Here is a 19,641-nt window from a genome sequence, read left to right as displayed (position 1 = left end):
CGCCGGCAGCCGCGCCCGCGAAACCAGCGGCTGCCCCCTACTACGCTTAAACCTCGCTTACCCAGCGCTGCCCGACTCGTCCGGCGCCGACGGAATCAGGAAATGCTCACGGTAGTACTTCAGCTCGTCGATCGATTCATGAATGTCGGCCAGCGCCGTGTGCATCGCGCGCTTCTGAAAACCCTTGTAAATCGCGGGCTGCCAGCGGCGGCACAATTCCTTCAGCGTGCTGACGTCGAGATTGCGGTAATGGAAAAACTGCTCCAGTTCCGGCATCCAGCGCGCCATGAAACGGCGGTCCTGGCAGATCGAGTTGCCGCACATCGGCGATTTGCCGGGCGGCACGTACTGGCCGAGGAAATCGCGAATCTGCTCGGTGGCGTCGGCTTCGCTCACCGTGGACGCCTTGACACGGTCGATCAGTCCCGAGCGGCCATGCGTGTTCTGATTCCACTGATCCATTTTGGCGAGCGTTTCATCGCTCTGATGAATCGCCAGCACCGGGCCCTCGACCAAACGGTCGAGCGTCGAATTCGTCACCACCACCGCGATTTCGATGATGCGGTCGGAGTCGGGCTCGAGCCCGGTCATTTCCATGTCGAGCCAGACGAGATTCATGTCGCTGCGTACGAGCGGCTGGTCGGTGGATGCGAGGATGTCAGTCATGAAGGCAACCCTGATGACCGGGCAGACGGCTCCTGTGCAAGCCTGCCTGCCACGGCGATTGTTCGTTTGAAATTGGTTTGCGCGCCCGGGTTGAAATCCGGTTTGAGCGTGCTCCCGCCGCGAGGCAGGAAGAAACATATAATTCTCGCATAGATACCACGGAATCCCCGGATGCCTACCCTGTACTTCACCGTTCTGTTCGTCATCGCCGTCGTGGCAATGGTCGGCACCAAACTCTGGCTCGCGTCGCGGCAAATCCGCTTCGTCGCCGGGCATCGCGAGCAGGTGCCAAGCCAGTTTGCCGGCACCATCGCGCTGAGCGCGCACCAGCGTGCCGCCGACTACACCATCGAACGCACCCGTCTCACGATGATCGAAATCGTCGTCAGCGCGGCCGTGCTGATCGGCCTCACGCTGCTGGGCGGCGTGCAGGTGCTCGACCTGGCCATCTCCGACTGGATCGGCCGTGGCTACGCTGGCCAGATCGCACTGGTCGCCGCCGTCATCGCGATCACCAGCGTGATCGACCTCCCGTTCGACTACTACCGGCAGTTCGTCGTCGAACAGCGCTTCGGTTTTAACCGGATGAGCAAAGGCATTTTCTTCATCGACCGTCTGAAGGGCGTGCTGCTCGGCGCCGCGTTCGGCTTGCCGCTGCTGTTCGTGGTGCTGTGGCTGATGAACCAGGCCGGCAGCCTGTGGTGGCTGTGGACGTGGATCGTGTGGGTCGCGTTCCAGATGCTCGTGCTGGTGCTGTATCCGTCGTTTATCGCACCGCTTTTCAACAAGTTCGAACCACTCAAGGACGAAGCACTGAAAAACCGCATCGAAGCGCTGATGCAGCGCTGCGGCTTCGCGGCCAAAGGCCTGTTCGTGATGGACGGCAGCCGCCGCTCGGCGCACGGCAACGCGTACTTCACCGGCTTTGGCGCGGCCAAGCGAATCGTGTTCTTCGACACGCTGCTCGCGCGTCTGTCCGGCAACGAGATCGAAGCGGTGCTCGCGCACGAACTCGGCCACTTCAAACGCCGTCACGTGATCAAGCGGATGCTCGTCACGTTCGCGATCAGCCTCGTGATGCTCGCGCTGCTCGGCTGGCTCACGCAATGCGTGTGGTTCTACGAAGGCCTGGGGGTGCGGCCGTCGCTGATCGGCGGCAATAGCGGACTCGCGCTCGTGCTGTTCTTCCTCGCGCTGCCGGTGTTCGCGTTTTTCGTCACCCCGCTCGGCAGCCTCAGCTCACGCAAGCATGAGTTCGAAGCCGACGCGTTTGCCGCGACACAAACCGATGCGCAAGATCTCATCAACGCGCTCGTCAAGCTGTATGAGGACAACGCGTCGACGCTGACACCCGATCCGCTCTACACCGCGTTCTATTACTCGCATCCGCCGGCATCGCAGCGGATCGACCGACTGATGCGCCACGCATGAGCGGCCGCTCCCCGAAGAAAGCACCGCGCGCGCCGTCGAGCGCACGCGTAGGCGGCCTAGTCGTGGCCGCGCATGGCCGTCACTATCTGGTCGCGCCCGAAGACGGTGGTCCGATGCTCCAGTGCTTCCCGCGCGGCAAGCGCAGCGAAGTGGCGGTCGGCGATCGTGTGATTTACGAACTGGCGTCCACTGATCAGGGCGTGATCGTCGAGATCGGTGAACGGCGCAATTTGTTGTATCGCTCGGATCAGTACAAGTCGAAGCTGTTCGCGGCCAATCTCGATCAGTTGCTGATCGTGCTCGCGACCGAACCGCACTTCAGCGAAGACCTGCTCGGCCGCGCACTGGTCGCCGCCGAAGCGAACGAGTTGAAGCCGCTGATCGTGCTGAACAAGATCGACGTGACGGGCGAGCTGGAATGGGCGCGCAAGCGGCTCGAGCCGTATCGGGCGCTGGGCTACACGGTCGTCGAGGTGTCGATCAAGACGCAGCCCGACGCCGCGCGTGCCGTGTTGATCGAACATCTGCATGGTCATTCGACGTTGCTGCTCGGCCAGTCCGGGATGGGCAAATCGACACTGGTGAATCTGCTGATTCCCGATGCCGAAGTCGCCACGCGGGAAATCTCGACCGCGTTGAATAGCGGCCGTCACACCACGACGTTCACGCGCCTCTATCCGTTGCCCGATAGCGCCGATAGCGAGGGCGGTGCGTTGATCGACTCGCCGGGCTTCCAGGAATTCGGCCTGCACCATCTGACTGAAGGACGGCTCGAACGCGCATTCCCGGAGTTCCGGCCGCTGCTGCCGAACTGCCGCTTCTACAACTGTCACCACCTGCAGGAGCCTGGCTGCGCGATTCTCGAAGCTGTCGCCGATGGCCGGATCCGCCGCGAACGGCACGCGCTTTATGCGCAACTGGTGCACGAAGCCAGCCAGGTCGTCCGCTGACATGAAACTGATGCGCGCGCCGAACCTGATCACCGGACAGCATTGGGTCAACGTGCTGGCGACGGCGGGCATCGCGTCCGAGTTGCACAACCGGTATCTGAACGGCGCGCTCGGCGATATTCCCGCCGATCAGTGCGCACCCGAATTGTGGCTCGTCGATGAACGCGACGAGGCGATGGCGCGGAGGTTGATCGAGGCGGCGTTGCATGGACCGGCGGCGGGCTCGCCTGGGTGGCGCTGCCGGCAGTGCGGTGAGGCGCTGGAAGCGCAGTTCACGGTGTGCTGGCAATGTGGGACGGAGCGTGATCCCCGGGATGGATAGAGGATCGGGACTGCGGCGCGTGATGGTAACGGCGCCTGGACAGGGTGATTAAAGCAATAAAAAACCGCGCATACGCGCGGTTTTTTATTTCATCGCGACGATCCTGACCAGCGATCTCACGCGAGCCATACCGCGATGGTGAGCATCAACAGCAAAATCATCCACAGCACCACTGCGCGCCACACCAGACCCACTGCCGATTGCAACGTGCGCGGCGTGCAATCGTCGCCGACCTGCATTGGACCACCGTCGCCGGTAGCAAGCGCGTCGAGGCTCGACGGCTCGGCCAGCGGCCCGCTCAGACGCGCGCCCAGCGCTCCGCTTCCCGCGGCCAGCAATACACCGTCGTTCGCATCCGGCCACTGACGCGCGTGATTGCGCCACGCGTAAATCGCATCTTCAAAATTACCGACAATCGCGAAGCCCAGCGACGTCAAGCGCGATGGAATCCAGTCGATCACGAAGAACGCACGTTGCGCGAAACTCGAAAACGCCGCTGTACGGTCATCGGCCGGCTGCGCCCACGCGCGGGCCAGATATTCAGCAATCCGGTAAAGCACCGCACCCGCCGGCCCGACCGGAATCAGGAACCAGAAGAACACACCGAACACATGCCGATGCGATGCGACCACCGCGTGAATCAGCGTATGACGCACGATTTCGCTGACCGGCATGTCCACGGTATCGAGCCCTGTCCACTCGTTCAGAATTTCGCGTGCGCGCGGCACGTCGTCGTTATTCAACGCGAGGTGGATGTCGGTGAAATAGTGGCTGAACTGCCGGAAACCGAGCGTGAAATACAACACCGCGACGTTCCACAGGAACGCCAGCGCAAAGTGAATGTGATACAGCACGTAGTAGACGAGCGCGACGGCCAACGTCCACGGCACTACGACCACGAGCCACGCGAGCAAGCCGTGCTTGGGCTTGCCCGCATCGAATCCGTGCGCCGCCGACTCCGCATGGTATTGAAGCAGCGCGGACACCGGGTTGTTCGGTGACAGTGCGCGTACCTGTTCAATGATCAGAGCCAGCAATACGGAGAAAAAAGTCATGCGATGCGCCGTGCTTTTTAAGTTTTACGATTGTTTTATAACGATAGCACAGGGTCGGATGCGACTGAGCGCAGGCGCTGACAAACACGCGACAACTGCACAGACCGCTTGATTACGCGGCAAGGAAGCGATACAGATTGCGCAGCATGGCCGCCGTCGCGCCCCAGATGAAATGGTGGGTACCTGTGCTGCTTGCGGGTTGCTCGTCTGTGCCCGTCGCCGTTTCTTCGCGTGGATATGGCATCGCGAAAAAGCGGCGCTCGCCACCTTCGTAGCGGAACAGGCGTTCTTCGTGGTTCGCCGGGTCCATCAAAAACGCGAGCGGCACCTCGAAGACTTCCGCGACTTCGAGCGCATCCATTTTTAGCGCGAACGGCGGATGCACGAGGCCGATCACCGGCGTCACGCAGAAGCCCGTTCCCGTCAGATAGTCGGGTAAGGCGCCAAGAATTTCGACTCGCGACGGCGCAAGCCCCACCTCCTCTTGCGCTTCACGCAATGCGGTTGCGGTGGCGTCGTCGTCGAAAGGTTCGTGACGGCCGCCAGGAAAGCTCACCTGGCCAGCATGATCGTTCAGATGATCCGCACGCTGCGTGAGCAATACCGCCAGCCCATGTTCGCGGACCACGAGTGGCACCAGCACAGCGGCGACGCGTGGATCGGCGTGTGTATCGCGCCACGGCGCCTCGATGATCGGCTCGGGGGTCCACTCAAGGGTTTGCTCGAAGCGCGCCCGCAGCCCATCGGGCGTGAGAATGTCGCCGGTCACCGGCGGCAGATGGGAGCCCGTCGCGACGACAGGCAATGATTCAGGCTCAAAGACGGGACGGGTCAACGGGTCTCTCGAAATAGGCGGATTGGGGACATGCCGCTATTTTGACCTGGCAAACAAAAAAGCACCCACAGGGGGTGCTTTTTCTTACAGCATTTACGCTTGGGAAGCAGCGCGGTCTTTCGAGACCAGCTTTTCCTTGATTCGAGCCGACTTGCCCGAACGGTCGCGCAGATAGTACAGCTTCGCACGACGCACATCGCCACGACGCTTGACGACGATGCTTGCCAGCAGCGGCGAGTACGTCTGGAACGTACGCTCGACGCCTTCGCCCGACGAAATCTTACGGACGATGAACGACGAATTCAGACCACGGTTACGCTTGGCGATCACGACGCCTTCGTAAGCCTGAACACGCTTACGCGTGCCTTCAACCACATTCACGCTGACGATCACCGTATCGCCCGGAGCGAATTCGGGGATGGTCTTCTCGCCGAGGGCGCGCGCGATTTCTTCCTGCTCGAGTTTTGCGATCAGATTCATTACTGACTCCTAGATCCATCTTGTCGGCGTTCGTACCTGCCTCGCACTCAGTTTCCTTGCGTGCTCGGCTACGGCCCCGATAGAGGATGGGTTCACATCTGGCGCCGTACACGCATGTGCGGTGCCGCCTGGTGTCCGCTCGAAAGACCGGAGGCTTTACGCCTTCGACTCTTCTTTCGCGAGACTCGTCAGCCATGCCTCGTCGGCACGGCTCAACATCTTGTTCTTTCTGGCCTTCACGATCAGATCGGGCCGCTTGTTCAACGTATTACGCAAGGATTCCCGCCGACGCCACGCTTCGATTTCCTTGTGATGGCCGCCAAGCAGCACATCAGGCACACGCACGCCGTCGTATTCCTCCGGACGCGTGTAATGCGGACAATCCAGCAACACGTCGACAAAGCTATCCTGCACCGCCGACTGTGAATCGTTGAGCACGCCGGGCAACTGGCGTACGACCGCATCCATCAAAGCCATGGCCGGCAATTCGCCGCCGGACAACACGAAGTCGCCAAGGCTGACTTCTTCGTCGACAACACGGTCGAGCAAACGCTGATCGATCGCTTCGTAGCGCCCACACAGCAGGATCAGACCGGGCTCGGCAGCGAACTGCATGACGCGGTCGTGATCCAACGTGGCGCCTTGCGGCGACATCATCACGACGCGCGATGCCCCAATGCCCTGCTCCGCCTGAGCCGCTTTCGCGGCGCCGATCGCGTCTTCCAGCGGCTTGGCCAGCATAACCATGCCGGGGCCGCCACCGTACGGGCGATCGTCGATTGTGCGGTAGTTGTCGGTCGTGAAATCGCGTGGATTCCACGTACGCAACCCATAGCGTTCCTGTTTCGCGGCCCGGCTGGTGATACCCCAGTCGGTCAGCGCACGGAACATGTCAGGAAAGAGCGTCACGACATCAAACTGCATCGCTCTCTCCGTTCAGCGAATGATTTAGTAATCGGCTTCCCATTCGACGGTAATCTGCTTCGCCGCCTGGTCTACCGTTTTGACAAAGACGCCGACGAACGGGATCAAGCGCTCACCAGCAGCCGGCTTGCCGCTTTTGTCAGTAGCCGGATATTCGATACGCATCACCGAGTGCGCACCGTTGTCGATCATGTCTGCAACCTTGCCGAGATTGACTCCGGCAACGTTCACCACGTCCAGGCCGAGCAGGTCGACCCAGTAGAATTCGTCGGCTTCGAGGGCCGGAAATTCGCTGCGGCTGATATAAATGCGGGTGCCGCGCAGTGCCAGCGCCACATCACGGTCAGTCACGCCGCCCAGATGGGCAACCACACTGTCGCTATGCGTTTTCGCCTGCAATGACGGCGCCGACTTGCGCTCCTGGCCTTTTAGAAGCCACCAGCGTTTCGCGCTCAGCAGAGCATCGCCGCCGTGCCCCGCATCTGCATGAGCAGCTACCTTGACCCAGCCTTTGAGGCCGTAAGCGTCGACGATTGCGCCGACCTCGACCGCGTCGGCCGGCCAGCTTTCCACTGTTTCCGTGCGCATTTCTGCCGCAGCGGAACCAGCGTTTGCAACATTGGCTTTCGCCTTGCCTTCGGCTCGCTCGACCGGCTTACGGACGAATGCACCGAACGGCGCCTGATCAGACGCCTTAGCGCGCGGAGCTGCCACTTTTGCCTTCACGCGACCTGAACTGCTTGAATCACGCTCAGACATAAGAACACCTCGCTGCCAGCTTCGACGTCTGCTTCAGTAAAACAACTCGCGCATCGGACTGCTCACGCAACGCGCGCGAGCCGCCGGCGGAACCGACGACGATACGCATGCTAGCTACCATTAAGCAGCCGGCTGCGCCTTTTGCGCTTCTTTCACGAGACGCTCGACGGTCGGCGACAGTTGTGCGCCAACACCTTGCCAGTACGTCAGGCGGTCCTGAGCGATACGCAGGGCTTCGCCCTTCGTAGCGACCGGGTTGTAGAAACCAACGCGCTCGATGAAGCGGCCGTCACGACGGTTACGCGAATCGGTTGCGACGATGTTGTAGAACGGGCGCTTCTTGGAGCCGCCACGAGCCAAGCGGATGATGACCATACTAGAATCCTTGAAAACCGGGGTTCGGAACGACTGAAACACGCGATTATAGCGGGAAACCGACGCCATAACAAACACTTACGGCGATAAACTGAGTGACCGCGTTGCACCGGCCGTCCAGACGAGGCTCCCCGACCACGCCCAAACGCCCGAATTACTTGACGGAGCGCCCGTGAAACTGCTGCCATCGACTGCGTTTTTGCCCGTTTTTTTTCTCGCTTGCGTGCGACTCACCGGTTTCGCGCGCGCGTCGCGCGGTTGGATTCTGCGTTGCGCGGCGGCATCACTGGTCGCCGGCCATGCATTATCGGCATTTGCCGCGCTACCGGTCGAGCGCATCAAACTGCCGCCGGGCTTTCACATCGAGGTTCTGTCGGATGCCGTGCCGAGCGCGCGGGCCATGGCGTTCTCGCCGAAGGGGATTCTTTATATAGGGAGCCTCGACGGACACGTCTACGCACTCGAATTGCAAAACGGCCGGGTGACGGGCCGCCACGTGATCGCTTCGGGCCTCGAGAGTCCCGCAGGCGTGGCGTGGCGGGACGGCGCACTCTATGTCTCAGCGGTATCGAAAATTCTGCGCTTCGACTCAATTGACACCCATCTTAGCGATCCGCCCAAAGCTGCCGTCGTCATTGACACTTTGCCCACCGAGACACATCACGGCTGGAAATTCATCGCCTTCGGCCCGGACGGCAAACTGTACGTACCGCAAGGCGCGCCCTGCAACGTCTGCCTGAAAGACCGCAGCAAGTTCGGGATGATTGGCCGCATGGAGCCCGACGGCAGTCATTACGAAGTCGTGGCGCGCGGTCTACGTAATTCCGTCGGATTCGCGTGGCATCCGGTGACGCATGAACTGTGGTTCACCGATAACGGCCGCGACGAACTGGGCGACGACGTCCCCGACGACAAGCTCAACCGCGCGCCGCGCGTCGGGATGGACTTCGGCTTTCCGTACTGCCACGGCGGCGACACGCCCGACCCCGAATTCGGCAAAGATCATCCATGTAGCGCATTTACACCGCCAGTGGTCAAGCTAGGGGCGCATGTAGCGTCGCTAGGCATGCGCTTCTATACCGGCCCGATGTTTCCGCCTGCCTATAAGAACAACATTTTCATTGCCGAACACGGGTCTTGGAACCGCAGCAAAAAGGTTGGCTATCGCGTCGTGCGCGTGACCACCGACCCGGACGGCACCCACGCACACCAGGAAGTCTTTGCCGAAGGATGGCTTCAGCCAGGCGAAAACGTCTGGGGGCGCCCCGCCGATGTCTTGCCGCTGCCCGACGGTTCACTGCTGATCAGCGACGATTACGCCGGCGCAGTTTATCGGGTGACATATACGGCGCCTTAGTCTTAATGTGCTGTGCGGCGAGGCAGCAGGAGTCCATACCGCCTCGCTGGGTCAACCCGACCGCGCAACGATTGCGCAACAACTGCAGGAAAAACCTGTCATTTCGCCTCACCACTACTGCCTATCGCGTCAGCCGTGTGATCACCGCAACGGCGCGGGCGTAGAATGCGCGTCGATCCGCACCCAATCGGTGTGCCACTCCCCTCGACCGCCTGTCACTCTGCCCACGCCCCCATGTCCACCCTTGTTTCGGCTTCCACGCGCTTCAGATCCAAGACGATAACCGCTGCACTGGCGTTCTTCCTGGGCAGCCTCGGCGCCCACCGTTTTTATCTGTACGGCAAACGAGACTTTTATGGCTGGGCGCATGTGGTCGGCACGCTGATGGGCATTCCCGGCGTCTTGCTGCTGATTGCAAGTGAACGGGTCTCGCTGCCTGGCTGGGTGCTCGCCTTTTTCGGCACTGTCTCTGTGCTCTCCGCATTTCTCGCCGCCATCGTCTACGGGCTGCGTCCGGATGAAAAATGGGACGCGCAGTTCAATGCGCACACCGAGAAAAAAAGCCAATCCGGCTGGACGGTCATCTTCATCGTGATTTTTTCACTGCTGATCGGCGCGTTTCTGTTGATGTCCGCACTCGCCATTTCATTCCAAACCTACTTCGAAAGTCAGGTGCAAGCGGCCAAAGACCTGTCGCAGTGAAAACCCAACTCTGCCCCCGCTAGAAAAGATTCAATTGCGGATTGACGCGCGCCAGCTCCTCGGCCCGCGACGGCTCGATCCGCCGAAAGTGCGACATATCGAGGATGCCGCGGTCGCGCCGGTTTAATCCCAAGCGACGCACCGCTTTGTGAAATCGCTGTTTGAGCAGATCCGCCCACAAGCCTTCTCCTTTCATTCGCGTGGAGAAGTTCGAGTCGTAGTCCTTGCCGCCCCGCATATCGCGCACACGACTCATCACGCGGTCAGCACGGTCAGGGAAATGAGCGGCTAGCCAGTCCTTGAACAATGGTGCGACTTCCCACGGCAACCGCAGCACGATATAGCTCGCATTAGTCGCACCCGCCTCGGCACAAGCTTCGAGCACACGCTCCATGTCCGGCTCGGTAACGAAGGGAATCACCGGCGCAATGCTGACGCCGACCGGAATGCCCGCCTCGCTCAACGTGCGAATGGTGCGTAAGCGGCGCGACGGCGTGGCCGCGCGCGGTTCGAGCGTGCGCGCAATCTCTGCGTCTAGCGTGGTGATCGTAATCGCTGCCATGAATTGGCCACGCGCAGCCATTGGGGCGAGCAGGTCGATATCGCGTTCGATCAGCGATGACTTGGTGATCGCCGCAAACGGCTGGTTGCGCTCGCTGAGCACCTCAACCACCCTGCGAGTCAGGCCAAGCTCGCGTTCTGCAGGCTGCCACGCGTCGGTGTTGACGCCAAGCGCAATGGGCTCCGGTACATACGATTTCTTCGACAACTCCCTTTCGAGCAATTCGGGCGCGTTGATTTTTGCGTAGATCCGGCTTTCGAAATCGAGCCCCGGCGACAACCCCAAATAACTATGCGTGGGCCGCGCAAAGCAATAGATGCAGCCGTGCTCACAGCCGCGATACGGATTCAGCGATACGCTAAAAGGAATATCCGGCGACGAGTTGCGCGTGAGAATGGTTTTGGCCCGCTCTTCGAAAACCTGCGTGCGCAAGATTTTAGGTTCGTCACCCTCTTCTTCTGCAACATGCAGCCAGCCGTCGTCCACGACTTCGCGCTGATCGACTTCATACCGGCCTTGCAGGTTCGTCACTGCCCCACGCCCCTTGCGAGGCTGAGGCGGCGCAATCGGAAATTCCTGGACGAAATGAGGATCGGATTCGGTCACGGTTGAAGTCACACAAAACAGAAACGGCGCAAAACACCTGTATGAATATACAGTGTTTACGCCGTTTGTCGAGTGCAACATCACACGCCCAGGCTACCGCTCAGTCCCCCACCGCGATGGTCAGCGTTTCCTTGATTTCTTCCATCACTACGTAGCTTTTTGACTGCACCGCCCCGGGCAGTTGCAGCAGGATGTCGCCGAGCAGCTTCCGGTAATCCGCCATTTCGCCGATGCGCGCCTTGATCAGATAGTCGAAATCGCCCGACACGAGGTGGCATTCCAGCACTTCGGGGATTTTTTGCACCTCACGCCGGAACTGGTCAAACATGTTGCCGCTTTTGTGATCGAGCGTGATCTCGACGAATACCAGCAGCGCAGCGCCTAGTTCAGCTGGGTTGACGCGCGCGTGATAGCCGGTGATCACGCCATCGCGCTCCATCCGCTTGACCCGCTCGATGCACGGCGTGACTGACAGCCCGACCTGTTCGGCCAGGTCCTTCATGGCCATGCGGCCGTCCTGTTGCAGGAGCCGCAGAATCTTGCGATCGAGTTTGTCGAGTGCGCGGACCGGTTGGCGCTGTGTTCGCATGGTGTTTTTTCTGAAAATTCTGAAAATACAATAACAAAACCTACCTGACTGTTAATAGTATAGCGGTTAACACTGGGCGATCCGCGTTACACCTCGTGAATCGACGTGAGTCGGAAAATTCCAACGAATCGACGAGCGCATCGCCCTTCAAACTTTTCTGAATACCTGGAGCAGCTATGCGAGTCGTCGTCCTGGGCAGTGGCGTTGTCGGAGTCACGAGCGCGTATTACCTCGCTCGTGCGGGCCATGAAGTCACGGTTATCGACCGCGAAGCCGGTCCGGCACTCGAAACCAGTTTCGCCAACGCGGGTCAGATTTCGCCGGGCTACGCATCGCCGTGGGCTGCGCCCGGCGTGCCGCTGAAAGCCGTCAAATGGATGTTTCAGAAGCACGCGCCGCTTGCCATCCGGCTCGATGGCACGCAATTCCAGTTGCAATGGATGTGGCAGATGCTGCAAAACTGCACGTCGTCGCGTTATGCAGTGAACAAAGGCCGGATGGTTCGTCTCGCCGAATACAGCCGCGACTGCCTGCAGGCATTGCGCGCGGACACCGGCATTCAGTACGAAGGGCGCACGGGTGGCACGCTTCAGGTGTTTCGCACACAGCAGCAGTTCGACGGCGCGGCGAAGGACATCGCCGTGTTGAAAGACGCAAATGTCCCTTATGAGTTGCTGTCGGCGGCTGAGCTTGCTCAGGCTGAGCCCGCGCTTGCTGCCGTGTCGCATAAGCTGACCGGCGGTCTGCGTCTGCCGGGCGACGAAACGGGCGATTGCCAGATGTTCACCAAGCGCCTCGCGGCATTGGCCGAGGAATTGGGCGTCAAGTTTCGCTACAACACGCCGATCGACGCACTCGCAATGGCCGGTGAGCGTATCGCCGGCGTGCAATGCGGCGCCGAACTGGTTCGCGCGGATTCGTTCGTGGTCGCGCTCGGCTCGTACTCGACCCAGTTCCTGTCCGGCCTGGTGAAGATTCCGGTTTATCCGCTGAAGGGTTATTCGATCACTGCACCGATCGTCAACGCGGCAGCCGCGCCGGTGTCCACGGTGCTCGACGAGACTTACAAGATCGCGATCACGCGGTTCGACGACCGGATTCGTGTCGGCGGCATGGCGGAGATCGTCGGCTTCGACAAGTCGTTGCGCCAGGCACGCCGCGACACACTGGAACTGTGCGTGAACGACCTGTTCCCGGGCGGCGGCGATACGTCGAAGGCCACGTTCTGGACCGGCTTGCGTCCGATGACGCCGGACGGCACGCCGATCGTCGGCCGCACGCCGGTGCCGAACCTGTTCCTGAACACCGGCCACGGCACGCTCGGCTGGACCATGTCGTGCGGTTCGGGTCAGTTGCTCGCCGACGTGATGTCGGGCAAGCAGCCGGCGATCAAGGCGGACGATCTGTCGGTGCACCGTTACCTTGGCGAGACTGGCGGTGCGCATCGTCCGGCTTATGCCTGAAATCGGCTGACGCTCGAATCGTTGCAATAAAAAACGGCGCCTCGCATTCGAGGCGCCGTTTTCGTTTCAGGCCGAAAATTCAGGCCGGAAACGCCGACCGCAATCGCTGATAAATCAGAACTGATCCGCCGACAACGCCAGCACGCTCTCGCCACCCTTCGCGCTGACAATCGACGCTTCCAGCGCCGACGCCTGCGGCAACACATGCTCGGCGTAGAACTGAGCGGTCGCGATCTTCGCGCCATAGAACGAAGGATCTTCGTCACGCTTCTGAGCGGCCACGAGCAACGCACGCGCCATCTGCCAGCCGCCCAGCACGACGCCCGCCAGCTTCAGATACGGCACGCTGCCCGCAAACACCGCATTTGGATCGCTCTTCGTATTGGCCACGACGAAATCGACCACCGCGCTCAACGAATCATGGCCTTGCGCCAAGTACTTCTTCATCGAAGCGAACGCGGCGCCCTGTTGCGAACCCAGCGCCTCGACCGTTTCAGACACGCCCGCAAGCAGCGCCTTCGCCACCTTGCCGCCATCGCGCAACGTTTTGCGGCCGATCAGGTCATTCGCCTGAATCGCCGTCGTGCCTTCGTAGATCGGCAGAATGCGCGCATCGCGGTAGTACTGCGCGGCGCCCGTCTCTTCGATGAAGCCCATGCCGCCATGCACCTGCACGCCCAGGCTCGTGACATCGATCGACAACTCCGTGCTCCAGCCCTTCACGATCGGCACGAGATATTCGTAGATCGCCTGATGTTCGGCGCGCGTCGCTTCGTCGGCATGTCGATGCGCGATGTCGCAATGCGCGGCCGCGACGTACGCCAGCGCACGCGACGCCTCGGTCAGCGAGCGCATGGTTGCCAGCATGCGACGCACGTCCGAATGCTGGATGATGGCGACCGACTGTTTCGCAGAGCCATCCACGGGACGGCTTTGCACGCGATCCTTCGCGTACGCCACTGCGTGCTGGTAAGCGCGGTCCGACACGCCGACACCCTGCATGCCAACCGCGAAGCGCGCCGCGTTCATCATGATGAACATATACTCGAGGCCGCGATTTTCTTCGCCGATCAGATGACCGATCGCGCCACCATGGTCGCCGAACTGCAGCACGGCCGTCGGGCTCGCCTTGATACCGAGCTTGTGTTCAATCGACACGCAATGCACGTCGTTCCGCTCACCGAGCGAACCGTCTTCGTTGACCAGAAACTTCGGCACGATGAACAGCGAAATGCCCTTCACGCCTTCCGGCGCATCTGGCGTGCGCGCCAGCACGAGATGGGCGATGTTCTTCGCCATATCGTGCTCGCCCCACGTAATGAAAATCTTCGTGCCGAACAGCCTGAAAGAACCATCGCCCTGCGGCTCGGCGCGCGTGCGCACCAGCGCGAGATCGGAGCCGGCTTGCGGCTCGGTCAGGTTCATCGTGCCGGTCCATTCGCCGGAAATCAGCTTGGGCACATAGGTTTGTTTTTGCGCTTCGGTGCCGGCGGTGAGCAGCGCTTCAATCGCGCCGTCGGTCAGCAGCGGACACAGCGCGAACGACAGGTTCGACGCGTTGAGCATTTCGACGCAAGGCGTCCCGATCAGCTTCGGCAGCCCCTGGCCTTCGTAGTCGAGCGGATGCTGCACGCCTTGCCAGCCGCCTTCGGCAAATTGCCGGAACGCTTCCTTGAAGCCGGGCGTTGCCGTGACCACGCCATCTTTCCAGCTACTCGGATTGCGATCGCCTTCGACGTTCAACGGCGCCAGCACCTCCCCGCACAATTTCGCCGATTCTTCGAGCACAGCCTGCGCCGTGTCCAGGTTCGCATCTTCGAAGCCGGGCAGCGTCGCGATATTGTCGAGACCGGCCAGCTCCTTCATCACGAACAGCATGTCCTTGATGGGCGCCGTATAGCTCATGTCAGTTCTCCTCCTGCCTTGATATAAAAAAAGGGCGCTGGACTTGATCGGTCCTGCGCCCTTCGTGTGCTGCCAGACGCCTTTTACTCGACGCTACGGCGCTCTGGTGGTACCGCGATGATTAGCCGAGTTCGCTAACCAGCTCCGGCACGACCGTGAACAGATCGCCCACCAGACCGTAATCGGCGACGCTGAAAATCGGCGCTTCCGGGTCCTTGTTGATCGCGACGATCACCTTCGAATCTTTCATGCCGGCCAGATGCTGGATCGCACCCGAAATGCCGACTGCGACGTACAGTTGCGGCGCGACGATCTTGCCGGTCTGGCCGACCTGATAGTCGTTCGGCACGAAGCCCGCGTCCACTGCTGCACGCGATGCGCCCAGCGCTGCGTTCAGCTTGTCGGCCAGCGGTTCGAGAACCTTGGTGTAGTTCTCGCCATTACCCAGACCGCGGCCACCCGACACGATGATCTTCGCCGACGTCAGTTCCGGACGGTCCAGCTTCGTCACTTCACGGCTAACGAACGACGAGATGCCGCTGTCTGCCGCGGCTTCGATCTTCTCGACCGCTGCGCTGCCGCCTTCGGCTGCGACTGCGTCGAAACCAGTCGAGCGCACCGTGATGACCTTGATCGGGTCAGCCGACTGCACCGTCGCGATCGCGTTGCCCGCGTAGATCGGACGCTCGAACGTGTCGGCGGAGTCTACCGCGGTGATGTCGCTGATCTGCGCGACGTCGAGCTTTGCGGCGATGCGCGGCGCGATGTTCTTACCGTATGCGGTGGCCGGCGCGAGAATGTGCGTGTAGTCCTTCGCGATGTTCAGCACGGTTGCTTCAACGTTCTCAGCGAGGCCGGCTTCGAGTTGCGGCGCGTCGGCCAGCAACACTTTCGACACTCCCGCAATCTTCGCCGCCGCATCAGCAGCAGCTTGCGCGTTATGCCCTGCGACCAGCACGTGAATATCGCCGCCAATCTTCTGCGCCGCTGCGATCGTGTTCAGCGTCGCGGCCTTGATCGACGCGTTATCGTGTTCTGCAATTACCAGATTCGTCATTTCGTCCGTCTCCTTACAGCACCTTGGCTTCGGTCTTCAGCTTCTCGACCAGCGTCTTCACATCCGGCACCTTCACACCGGCGGAGCGCTTCGGCGGCTCGACGACTTTCAGCGTTTTCAGGCGCGGTGCAACGTCAACACCCAGGTCTTCCGGCTTGATCGTTTCCAGCGGCTTTTTCTTGGCCTTCATGATGTTCGGCAGCGTTACGTAGCGCGGCTCGTTCAGGCGAAGGTCGGTCGTGATGACTGCAGGAAGCTTTAAAGCCAAAGTTTCGGCACCGCCGTCCACTTCACGCGACACGGTAGCCTTGCCGTCAGCGACAACCACTTTCGACGCAAACGTTGCTTGCGGCAGGTTCGCCAGCGCGGCCAGCATCTGGCCGGTCTGGTTCGAATCGTCGTCGATGGCCTGCTTGCCGAGAATGATCAGTTGCGGCTGTTCCTTGTCGACCAGCGCCTTCAGCAGCTTGGCGACAGCCAGCGGCTGCAACTCTTCGCTCGATTCGATCAGAATCGCGCGATCTGCGCCGATGGCCAGCGCGGTACGCAGCGTTTCCTGCGACTGCGTCACGCCGCACGACACAGCGATCACTTCGGTCGCGACGCCCGCTTCTTTCAGACGCACGGCTTCTTCAACTGCGATTTCGTCGAACGGATTCATCGACATCTTCACGTTCGCGATGTCGACACCCGTGCCGTCCGACTTGACCCGGACTTTCACGTTGTAATCGACCACTCTCTTCACTGGCACCAGGATTTTCATGCACACGCTCCAAAGTTACGAATACGTCAACCCAACGAACATTATAACGACTGCCCTCATGACAGCCTTGTCGCGGGCGCTTTAGCAGGAGGATATCGCTCCTCAGTGGCGTGACGGCAATATCGAACGATCGTTCTATTTTAATCTCGAAAAAACCCGGGCGACAACCCCGGGTCCCGACTTTTGACTCTAATTTCGCATTGCCGTCTTGTCTTGCTGTGTCTTTTTGCTATGCCGATAAGCCACCGGCCTACCAGGCGGCGATCACCGCGCCGCCGAACTTGCTGTCGATAAACTGCTTCACTTCCGGCGAATGATACGCCGCGACCAGTTTGGCAACCCACGGCTTATTCCGGTCGGCTTCACGGATCGCAATGATGTTCACGTACGGACCTTTCGGGTCTTCGATCGCGATGGCGTCCTGCTTCGGCTTCAGACCCGCTTCCATCGCGAAGTTCGTGTTGATTACAGCGGCGTCCACATCGCTCAGCGAGCGCGGAATCTGCGCTGCGTCGAGTTCGACGATCTTCAGCTTCTTCGGGTTGTCGACGATGTCGAGCGGCGTCGCCTTCAGACCGGCGTCGGCGCGCAATTTCAGCAGACCGAGTTTTTGCAGCAGCAACAGAGCGCGGCCGCCGTTGGTCGGATCGTTCGGCACCGCGATCTTCGCGCCCGGCTGCAATTCGGCCAGCGTCTTCACTTTCTTCGAATAGATGCCCATCGGGTACGTGACTGTGTCCGCGACACGGATCAGCTTGTAGCCGCGATCTTTCACCTGCGCCTGCAAGTACGGGTCGTGCTGATAGCTGTTCGCGTCGAGATCGCCGCCAGCGAGCGCGGCGTTCGGCTGCACGTAGTCCGAGAACTCGACGATCTTGATGTTCAGCCCGTTTTTCGCCGCGACCGTCTTCACGACTTCCATAATCTGCGCGTGCGGACCGCCGGTGACACCGACCTTGATCGTGTCTTCGGCGTACGCCACCGTGGCGAACAGCGACGCGGCGCCGAGCGCGGCCGCCAGCTTGAGAATGAAACGACGTTGCATGATGGACCTTTCCGAGTGGCTCTTTAGCGGGTTCCGATAACCCTTGTTGATTTATTTATGGCTCAGACGACGCACGAGCCAGTCCCCGAACGACTGCACGAGTTGCACGAACACGATCAGGATCACGACGACCGTCAGCATCACCTCCGGCAGGAAGCGCTGATAACCGTAGCGAATGCCGAGGTCGCCCAGACCGCCGCCGCCGATCGCACCGGCCATCGCCGAATAGCCGACCAGCGACACGAACGTGATCGTCAAGCCGGCGACCACGCCCGGCAGCGATTCCGGCAACAGCACCTTGAAGACGATCTGGCTGGTGGTCGCGCCCATCGCCTGCGCCGCTTCGATCAGCCCGCGATCCACCTCGCGCAGCGCGGTTTCCACCAGACGTGCGATGAACGGCGCGGCGGCGATGGTCAACGGCACGACCGCAGCCGCCGTCCCGATCGACGAACCCACCACCAGACGCGTGAACGGAATCACCGCGACCAGCAGGATGATGAACGGCGTCGAGCGGACCGCGTTGACGACCACGCCCATCACGCGATTCACCCCGACGTTTTCCAGCACGCCCTGACGGTCGGTCAGATACAGCAACACACCGAGCGGCAACCCCACCACAGCGCCGACCAGTCCGGAAATGCCCACCATCACGAGCGTTTCCCAGAACGACTGGACGAACATATCGAACATTTCACTCAACATGCGAGAGCTCCTCCACCACCACACCCTGTTCACGCAGATACGTCAGCGCCTGCGCCACCTTCGCCGGTTCGCCGCCCGCGAGCACCGCGAGCGAGCCGAACGCCTGCCCCTGGATCTCGTCGATCTGGCCGTGCAGGATGTTGAAGTCGAGTTCGTAGCGGCGAATCGTTTCCGACAGAATCGGCTGATCGACGCCGGAGCCGGTGAACGCGAGGCGCAGCAAGTGACCGCTGCCCGTCTTCAGACGTTCGGCGACGCGCGCCTTCATCGCGGGCGGCAGCTCCTGCGCGATCACGTCGCCGATCAGCGCGCGCGTGACTTCGTGATGCGGTTGCAGGAACACGTCGATCACCTTGCCCTCTTCGACCACCCGGCCTGCGTCCAGCACCGCGACGCGGTCGCAGACCTGCTTGATCACGTCCATCTGGTGGGTGATCAGCACGACTGTCAGGTTCAGTTCGCGATTGATGCGCTTGAGCAGGTCGAGAATGGCCCGGGTGGTTTCGGGATCGAGCGCGGAGGTCGCTTCGTCGGAGAGCAGCACTTTCGGCTTGCTCGCGAGCGCGCGCGCAATGCCGACGCGCTGCTTCTGGCCGCCGCTGATCTGCGCCGGATAACGGTCTTTCTGGGCAGAGAGGCCCACCAGGTCGAGCAGCGGCAGCACATTGGCCTCGATCTCGCCGCGTTTCATGCCGGCGAGTTCGAGCGGCAGCGCGACGTTCTCGTACACGGTACGCGACGACAGCAGGTTGAAGTGCTGGAAGATCATGCCGATCTCGCGACGCGCCTCGCGCAATTGCGCGGCGGGCAGCGTGGTGAGATCGCGTCCGTTGACGACGATATTGCCTTCGGACGGGCGCGTCAGCAGGTTGATGGTGCGTACGAGCGTACTCTTGCCCGCACCGCTGCGGCCAATGATGCCGAACACCTCGCCCGCCGGAATCGACAGATTGACGTTGTGCAGCGCCTCGACCCAGCCCCGGGGCCCAGCGAAGCGCTGGGAAACATTACGTATTTCGATCATGGAAAAACGAAACGGCGGAGTCTGTTCGCGAGCGTTGTACGCTCCCGACAAGCGGCCGCCGTTGCT

General features: G+C 61.1%; 21 protein-coding genes. 6 read left to right on the top strand and 15 right to left on the bottom strand.

Annotated features, from left to right (window positions below; all coding sequences use genetic code 11):
- Positions 1-57: 57 nt before the first annotated feature.
- Positions 58-666, bottom strand: coding sequence for an oligoribonuclease (orn, locus tag LMG28727_RS24070; protein WP_201644823.1), 609 nt, complete (start codon positions 664-666; stop codon positions 58-60).
- A gap of 171 nt (positions 667-837) precedes the next feature.
- Between orn and LMG28727_RS24065 the strand changes: the two genes are divergently transcribed.
- From LMG28727_RS24065 to LMG28727_RS24055, 3 genes are read left to right on the top strand one after another with little or no spacing between them, the layout of a single operon-like run.
- Positions 838-2,097 carry a M48 family metallopeptidase gene (locus tag LMG28727_RS24065; protein WP_201644822.1) on the top strand — a complete coding sequence of 420 codons (1,260 nt, stop codon included), beginning with the start codon at positions 838-840 and terminating at the stop codon, positions 2,095-2,097.
- Entirely contained in the window at positions 2,094-3,047 is a 954-nt protein-coding gene (rsgA, locus tag LMG28727_RS24060; RefSeq protein ID WP_201644821.1) for a ribosome small subunit-dependent GTPase A, read from the top strand. The genes LMG28727_RS24065 and rsgA overlap by 4 nt, the downstream gene beginning before the upstream one ends.
- Position 3,048: 1 nt before the next feature.
- Positions 3,049-3,369 carry a putative signal transducing protein gene (locus LMG28727_RS24055; protein WP_201644820.1) on the top strand — a complete coding sequence of 107 codons (321 nt, stop codon included), beginning with the start codon at positions 3,049-3,051 and terminating at the stop codon, positions 3,367-3,369.
- 116 nt (positions 3,370-3,485) lie between these two features.
- Here the strand turns inward: LMG28727_RS24055 and LMG28727_RS24050 are convergent, their stop codons facing one another.
- The 6 genes from LMG28727_RS24050 to rpsP form a co-directional block, all read right to left on the bottom strand.
- Positions 3,486-4,424 (bottom strand): CobD/CbiB family protein, encoded by a 939-nt coding sequence (locus LMG28727_RS24050; RefSeq protein WP_201644819.1) that lies wholly within the window; start codon positions 4,422-4,424, stop codon positions 3,486-3,488.
- Between the two features lie 112 nt (positions 4,425-4,536).
- On the bottom strand, positions 4,537-5,259 hold the full coding sequence (locus tag LMG28727_RS24045; protein ID WP_201644818.1) for an NUDIX hydrolase: 723 nt from the start codon (positions 5,257-5,259) through the stop codon (positions 4,537-4,539).
- 93 nt (positions 5,260-5,352) lie between these two features.
- Positions 5,353-5,739 carry a 50S ribosomal protein L19 gene (gene rplS, locus LMG28727_RS24040; RefSeq protein WP_020069334.1) on the bottom strand — a complete coding sequence of 129 codons (387 nt, stop codon included), beginning with the start codon at positions 5,737-5,739 and terminating at the stop codon, positions 5,353-5,355.
- Positions 5,740-5,895: 156 nt separating this feature from the next.
- Positions 5,896-6,663: a tRNA (guanosine(37)-N1)-methyltransferase TrmD gene (gene trmD, locus LMG28727_RS24035; protein WP_201644817.1), complete on the bottom strand. Its 768-nt coding sequence runs from the start codon at positions 6,661-6,663 to the stop codon at positions 5,896-5,898.
- A gap of 24 nt (positions 6,664-6,687) precedes the next feature.
- A complete protein-coding gene (gene rimM / locus LMG28727_RS24030; RefSeq protein WP_201644816.1) occupies positions 6,688-7,422 on the bottom strand; it encodes a ribosome maturation factor RimM in 735 nt (244 codons plus the stop codon).
- Between the two features lie 120 nt (positions 7,423-7,542).
- Positions 7,543-7,797, bottom strand: coding sequence for a 30S ribosomal protein S16 (gene rpsP / locus LMG28727_RS24025; RefSeq protein WP_025600315.1), 255 nt, complete (start codon positions 7,795-7,797; stop codon positions 7,543-7,545).
- A 172-nt stretch (positions 7,798-7,969) separates the two neighbouring features.
- On the opposite strand from rpsP, the gene LMG28727_RS24020 reads away from it, so the two are divergent.
- Together LMG28727_RS24020 and LMG28727_RS24015 are read left to right on the top strand one after the other, a co-directional pair.
- On the top strand, positions 7,970-9,154 hold the full coding sequence (locus LMG28727_RS24020; protein WP_201644815.1) for a PQQ-dependent sugar dehydrogenase: 1,185 nt from the start codon (positions 7,970-7,972) through the stop codon (positions 9,152-9,154).
- A 234-nt stretch (positions 9,155-9,388) separates the two neighbouring features.
- On the top strand, positions 9,389-9,856 hold the full coding sequence (locus tag LMG28727_RS24015) for an NINE protein (protein ID WP_201644971.1): 468 nt from the start codon (positions 9,389-9,391) through the stop codon (positions 9,854-9,856).
- Positions 9,857-9,875: 19 nt separating this feature from the next.
- Here the strand turns inward: LMG28727_RS24015 and LMG28727_RS24010 are convergent, their stop codons facing one another.
- Positions 9,876-11,024 (bottom strand): PA0069 family radical SAM protein, encoded by a 1,149-nt coding sequence (locus LMG28727_RS24010; RefSeq protein ID WP_201644814.1) that lies wholly within the window; start codon positions 11,022-11,024, stop codon positions 9,876-9,878.
- Between the two features lie 100 nt (positions 11,025-11,124).
- Positions 11,125-11,613, bottom strand: coding sequence for an Lrp/AsnC ligand binding domain-containing protein (locus tag LMG28727_RS24005; RefSeq protein ID WP_201644813.1), 489 nt, complete (start codon positions 11,611-11,613; stop codon positions 11,125-11,127).
- 176 nt (positions 11,614-11,789) lie between these two features.
- Between LMG28727_RS24005 and LMG28727_RS24000 the strand changes: the two genes are divergently transcribed.
- Positions 11,790-13,076 carry a D-amino acid dehydrogenase gene (locus tag LMG28727_RS24000; RefSeq protein ID WP_201644812.1) on the top strand — a complete coding sequence of 429 codons (1,287 nt, stop codon included), beginning with the start codon at positions 11,790-11,792 and terminating at the stop codon, positions 13,074-13,076.
- A 114-nt stretch (positions 13,077-13,190) separates the two neighbouring features.
- Here the strand turns inward: LMG28727_RS24000 and LMG28727_RS23995 are convergent, their stop codons facing one another.
- The 6 genes from LMG28727_RS23995 to LMG28727_RS23970 form a co-directional block, all read right to left on the bottom strand.
- On the bottom strand, positions 13,191-14,981 hold the full coding sequence (locus tag LMG28727_RS23995; protein WP_201644811.1) for an acyl-CoA dehydrogenase: 1,791 nt from the start codon (positions 14,979-14,981) through the stop codon (positions 13,191-13,193).
- Positions 14,982-15,102: 121 nt separating this feature from the next.
- Positions 15,103-16,038: an electron transfer flavoprotein subunit alpha/FixB family protein gene (locus LMG28727_RS23990; RefSeq protein ID WP_201644810.1), complete on the bottom strand. Its 936-nt coding sequence runs from the start codon at positions 16,036-16,038 to the stop codon at positions 15,103-15,105.
- Between the two features lie 13 nt (positions 16,039-16,051).
- On the bottom strand, positions 16,052-16,801 hold the full coding sequence (locus tag LMG28727_RS23985) for an electron transfer flavoprotein subunit beta/FixA family protein (RefSeq protein ID WP_201644809.1): 750 nt from the start codon (positions 16,799-16,801) through the stop codon (positions 16,052-16,054).
- A gap of 250 nt (positions 16,802-17,051) precedes the next feature.
- Complete coding sequence (locus tag LMG28727_RS23980) at positions 17,052-17,846, bottom strand: MetQ/NlpA family ABC transporter substrate-binding protein (RefSeq protein WP_201644808.1); 795 nt, start codon at positions 17,844-17,846, stop codon at positions 17,052-17,054.
- Positions 17,847-17,897: 51 nt separating this feature from the next.
- A complete protein-coding gene (locus LMG28727_RS23975; RefSeq protein WP_201644807.1) occupies positions 17,898-18,551 on the bottom strand; it encodes a methionine ABC transporter permease in 654 nt (217 codons plus the stop codon).
- Positions 18,541-19,575: a methionine ABC transporter ATP-binding protein gene (locus tag LMG28727_RS23970; RefSeq protein WP_201644806.1), complete on the bottom strand. Its 1,035-nt coding sequence runs from the start codon at positions 19,573-19,575 to the stop codon at positions 18,541-18,543. The genes LMG28727_RS23975 and LMG28727_RS23970 overlap by 11 nt, the downstream gene beginning before the upstream one ends.
- Positions 19,576-19,641: the final 66 nt, after the last annotated feature.

Origin of the sequence: Paraburkholderia metrosideri (assembly GCF_904848625.1) — a bacterium.
GTDB classification, from domain to species: domain Bacteria; phylum Pseudomonadota; class Gammaproteobacteria; order Burkholderiales; family Burkholderiaceae; genus Paraburkholderia; species Paraburkholderia metrosideri.
The sequence above is the reverse complement of the archived record's forward strand: the minus strand, read 5'-3'. Positions and strand labels throughout refer to the sequence as shown.

Bases quoted from the DNA above. Each gene is read 5' to 3' on its own strand.
- LMG28727_RS23995 (WP_201644811.1), bottom strand. From the start codon at position 14,981: ATGAGCTATACGGCGCCCATCAAGGACATGCTGTTCGTGATGAAGGAG.
- LMG28727_RS23975 (WP_201644807.1), bottom strand. From the start codon at position 18,551: ATGTTGAGTGAAATGTTCGATATGTTCGTCCAGTCGTTCTGGGAAACG.
- rpsP (WP_025600315.1), bottom strand. From the start codon at position 7,797: ATGGTCATCATCCGCTTGGCTCGTGGCGGCTCCAAGAAGCGCCCGTTC.
- rsgA (WP_201644821.1), top strand. From the start codon at position 2,094: ATGAGCGGCCGCTCCCCGAAGAAAGCACCGCGCGCGCCGTCGAGCGCA.
- orn (WP_201644823.1), bottom strand. From the start codon at position 666: ATGACTGACATCCTCGCATCCACCGACCAGCCGCTCGTACGCAGCGAC.
- LMG28727_RS23970 (WP_201644806.1), bottom strand. From the start codon at position 19,575: ATGATCGAAATACGTAATGTTTCCCAGCGCTTCGCTGGGCCCCGGGGC.
- LMG28727_RS24050 (WP_201644819.1), bottom strand. From the start codon at position 4,424: ATGACTTTTTTCTCCGTATTGCTGGCTCTGATCATTGAACAGGTACGC.
- LMG28727_RS23990 (WP_201644810.1), bottom strand. From the start codon at position 16,038: ATGACGAATCTGGTAATTGCAGAACACGATAACGCGTCGATCAAGGCC.
- LMG28727_RS23980 (WP_201644808.1), bottom strand. From the start codon at position 17,846: ATGCAACGTCGTTTCATTCTCAAGCTGGCGGCCGCGCTCGGCGCCGCG.
- trmD (WP_201644817.1), bottom strand. From the start codon at position 6,663: ATGCAGTTTGATGTCGTGACGCTCTTTCCTGACATGTTCCGTGCGCTG.
- LMG28727_RS24065 (WP_201644822.1), top strand. From the start codon at position 838: ATGCCTACCCTGTACTTCACCGTTCTGTTCGTCATCGCCGTCGTGGCA.
- LMG28727_RS24055 (WP_201644820.1), top strand. From the start codon at position 3,049: ATGAAACTGATGCGCGCGCCGAACCTGATCACCGGACAGCATTGGGTC.
- LMG28727_RS24015 (WP_201644971.1), top strand. From the start codon at position 9,389: ATGTCCACCCTTGTTTCGGCTTCCACGCGCTTCAGATCCAAGACGATA.
- LMG28727_RS24000 (WP_201644812.1), top strand. From the start codon at position 11,790: ATGCGAGTCGTCGTCCTGGGCAGTGGCGTTGTCGGAGTCACGAGCGCG.
- LMG28727_RS24005 (WP_201644813.1), bottom strand. From the start codon at position 11,613: ATGCGAACACAGCGCCAACCGGTCCGCGCACTCGACAAACTCGATCGC.
- rimM (WP_201644816.1), bottom strand. From the start codon at position 7,422: ATGTCTGAGCGTGATTCAAGCAGTTCAGGTCGCGTGAAGGCAAAAGTG.
- LMG28727_RS23985 (WP_201644809.1), bottom strand. From the start codon at position 16,801: ATGAAAATCCTGGTGCCAGTGAAGAGAGTGGTCGATTACAACGTGAAA.
- rplS (WP_020069334.1), bottom strand. From the start codon at position 5,739: ATGAATCTGATCGCAAAACTCGAGCAGGAAGAAATCGCGCGCGCCCTC.